General features: G+C 71.5%; 4 protein-coding genes. 1 reads left to right on the plus strand and 3 read right to left on the minus strand.

The genetic code is table 11. The features are described from left to right. Nucleotides 1-110 precede the first annotated feature (110 nt). The 3 genes from I4Q55_RS48565 to I4Q55_RS48575 form a co-directional block, all read right to left on the minus strand. Nucleotides 111-887, minus strand: coding sequence for a hypothetical protein (locus I4Q55_RS48565; protein ID WP_206797811.1), 777 nt, complete (start codon nucleotides 885-887; stop codon nucleotides 111-113). Then, on the minus strand, nucleotides 888-1,349 hold the full coding sequence (locus tag I4Q55_RS48570) for a hypothetical protein (protein WP_206797812.1): 462 nt from the start codon (nucleotides 1,347-1,349) through the stop codon (nucleotides 888-890). It lies immediately after the preceding gene. 238 nt (nucleotides 1,350-1,587) lie between these two features. Then, nucleotides 1,588-2,415 (minus strand): dienelactone hydrolase family protein, encoded by an 828-nt coding sequence (locus tag I4Q55_RS48575; RefSeq protein ID WP_206797813.1) that lies wholly within the window; start codon nucleotides 2,413-2,415, stop codon nucleotides 1,588-1,590. A gap of 74 nt (nucleotides 2,416-2,489) precedes the next feature. Here I4Q55_RS48575 and I4Q55_RS48580 point away from each other — a divergent pair. Continuing rightward, nucleotides 2,490-3,515: GlxA family transcriptional regulator (locus I4Q55_RS48580; RefSeq protein WP_206797814.1), on the plus strand; the 1,026-nt coding region annotated here is incomplete at its 3' end.

Here is a 3,515-nt window from a genome sequence, read left to right on the forward strand (position 1 = left end):
GCGTCCGCGGCCCGCCGTGAACCACCCCCGACACCACGGCGAAGACGCCTGAAAACACACGGCCGCGGCGCGGGTTTCCCCGCGCCGCGGCCGTTTTCTTTCCCCCTCGGTCACTTCCGCGTCACGGTGACGCTCGACCAGGCCGAACCGTCCGGAGTGGACTTCGTGATCGTCTTGCTCTGGCCGGGCTGCACCTGCGACGAGTCGAGCGACACCGACACGGTCCGGCTGCCGGTCGTCTTGCCGGCCACCCCCGGCTTGTCCTTGCCCTGCTGGGTCTTCTTCGCCTTCGGCCGGTGCTTGCCGTCGCAGTGCTTGACCTTCTTGAGCTCCGACTTCGCGTGCTTGACGTCCGCCGACGCGGTGTCCAGCAGGCGCCGGGCGTCCTTCACGGCCTTCGAGGCGTTGTCGAGAGCCTGCCGCGCCGACACGACGGGATCGGCGACCGGCACCGTGACGGCGATCGGCTTGGCCGGCTGCGCGACCGGCTTCACCGGCGGGGTGACGTGGTGCTTGACCACGGCGGCGCGGACCACCGAGGGCCGCGGCCGGTCGGCTTGCCTGACCGGCTTCTTGTGCTTCCGGTGGGCCGCGGCGCGGGCCTCGGGCTTGGCCACCTTGACGACCGGGGCGGCTGCCGCCACGGGAGCCGCGGGTGCCACCCGGACCGGGGCGGGCGCCGGTATCGCGGCAGGAGCCGGCGCCGCGGCGGGAGCCGGTGCCGCGGCGGGCGCGGCCTTGGGCGTCACCGCCGTGCTCGCGAGCGCGGCCGGGACGTGCTGCTCGCCCGCGTCGCTTTCGGCGCCGTCCCAGAGGCCGGACGCCGCCGTGACGCCGACCGCGGCGGTCACGAGTCCCGCCATGCCGTAGACGTAGGCCTTCTTCATTCAGCTCTCCTTCGGTTCGGTGTGGCCGGCCGGCGGCCACGGGGTCCGGTCCGCGTACCAGGCGCGGACCTCCGGCTGGAGCAGTGGCCTGAGCACCAGCGCGGACAGGATGATCGGCATCGCCGCGGCGGGGGTGGGCGTCGCGTCGGACGCGAGCAGGACGATCGCACCGACGAGGGCGCTCGCCGCGTTGACGCACTCGACGGCGATGGCGGTACCCCGCACCCACGCCAGCCGGAGGGGAAGCAGCAGGGCGCACACGAAGAGGATCGCGGCCAGGACGAGGCCCCCGCCCAGCGAAAGCGCGAAGCCGGTGTCATCGTCCACATCGGACGAAGCCACCACGGAAAGCAGCACCGCCCCCACGATGATGCCGAGGACGGATTGCACGAACATCAGGATCCTGACGGTTCGGAGTGCCTTCGGTGGCGGCGTCCGGAGCACGCGGCTCGTGCTGTGCATGCGATTCTCCCCTTCTCGACGGAGATTCCCGTGGCGGTCCGGACCTTTCCGGCGTTGCCCGTGAGGCCAGTTTCGAGGGCGGTCGGCAGCGCCGGGACACCGTGACCTATTGCTGCCACGGCGATGGGCCGTGGCGATTGGCGTCGTCCTGACCGCGACGCGAAAACCTGACCAGCAGGGCGATCAGGCCGACATCAGGACGTACACCACCGGATCGCTCGCGCGCTCGCCGATATCTTCACGACGTAGTGGCGTTACCCGGATCGCGGCCGAGCCGTTCGGCGAGGAAGGCCAGGATCTCGTCCCGGGCGCGCAGGGTGGGGTGTCCCGGCCGGTCGACGAGGTGGGCGGTGACGACGCTGTGCGGGCCGCCGACGAAATCACGGAAGAACGGGGGCGGCTCGGGGTTGGCCGTCTCGCCCGGGAGGACGCGTCCGTCGAACGCGTCGCCCAGCAGCGCCCGGTAGGCGGCGAACCGCCGGCCGGTGCACCACCGGTCGTTGTCGAACCGGTAGGCCAGCACCTTCAGCCCGTCACGCTCGACGCGTTCGCGCACCATCGCGGCGTCCTCGTCGCCGATCTCCAGGCCGGCGGGGTCGTCCAGCGGCAGCGAGGGGTGGTTGACCACCGGCGCGATGACGGCCGGTTCGAGTGTCATGGTCAGCGCGAAGTTGCCGGTGAAGCACAGCCCGATCGCTCCGACGCCGGGCCCGCCGCACTCGCGCAGCGCCATCCTGGCCAACCCGCGAAGCCAGGTCGTGACCGGGCTCGTGCCGCCACCGGCGAAGGCGCGGAACTCGGCGCTGACGCAGGCACGGCGGAGGACCTTTTCCCCGTCGGCGACGGTCGGGAAGGCGCCGTCGGTACCGAACAGCGACGGGAGGTAGACCGTGAAGCCCGCGTCCCGGATCCAGCGCGCCAAGCGGATGACGTCCGGGCTGATGCCGGGCATCTCCGGCATCAGCACGACAGCCGGCCCTGACCCGGCGACGTGGACGGTCTTGCCGACGCCCTCGACGTCGACGAGCCGTGTCGTGAAGTCCGCGAGCGGTTCGGTGTTCGCCATAGCGGCATCGTCGGGCTGGGGTGTCCGGTCCGGACAGTGGCGAGATCGCCATATTCCGGGGTAATCTCGCCACCGTGGTGGCTCCGCTTCGCGTCGGTGTGCTCGCCTATCCGGGATGCTTCGCGTCGGAGGTCTTCGGGGTGCCCGACCTCCTCACCATGGCGTCGCACATCGCCGCGGCCGGGGAGCCGCTGTACGACGTGTCGATCCTGTCGCCGCGGCGGCACGTGGTCGCCGCCGGCGGCGCGGCGATCGCGGTCGTGCCGGTGCGGCAGGTCGATGTCCTCGTCGTCCCCGGGTTCGAGCTGCACCCCGGGCTCGATCTGGACGCGACGCTCACGTCGCTCGGCCCGGAGATCGAGACCATCAGAGCCGGCTCGCGATCGGGCGTCGCGCTGGTTTCGATCTGCGTCGGCGCGTTCCTGCTGGCGGCGGCCGGCCTGCTCGACGGGCGGGAGTCGACGACTTCGTGGCTGTTCGCCGACCGGCTGGCCGGCCGCTGCCCCGGCACCGACGTCAGGCCGGAGAAACTGGTGGTCACCGACAGCGGGGTGACCACGACCGGGGCGTTCAGCGCGATGTACGACTTCGCCCTCGGTCTCATCCGTGAGCACAACGGCAGCCGCGTCGCCCGTGCCACCGCGCGTGTCGCGCTCGTCGACGACGCGCGGCTCAGCCAGGCTCCGTACGTCGACGCGGCACTGTTGCCGGCCACGGGCAGCCGGTTCTCGCAAGGCGTCAAACGCTGGCTGGACCAGAACATGCGCGAGCGCTACGACCTCGGTCTGCTGTCGGCGACCTTCCACGTCAGCACCCGGACCCTCCTGCGGCGGTTTCGCGCCGAGACCGGCCAGACCCCGCTCGAATACCTGCAGGCCGAACGGGTACGCAGGGCGAAACACCTGCTCGAGACCACCGAGCGGACAGTCGCCGGCATCGCCGCAGAGGTCGGCTATCGCGACCCCGGGACGTTCTGTCCCGCCCCGGGTTTGATGGAGACATCGAACACCCGGAGGATTCACGGTTATGGCGGCACCACGGAAGTACCCCGACGAGTTGCGGGAGCGGGCGACGCGTCTGGTAGTCGAGGCCAGGCGGGA

It is taken from the genome of Amycolatopsis sp. MtRt-6, from assembly GCF_017308975.1.
Lineage (GTDB): Bacteria > Actinomycetota > Actinomycetes > Mycobacteriales > Pseudonocardiaceae > Amycolatopsis.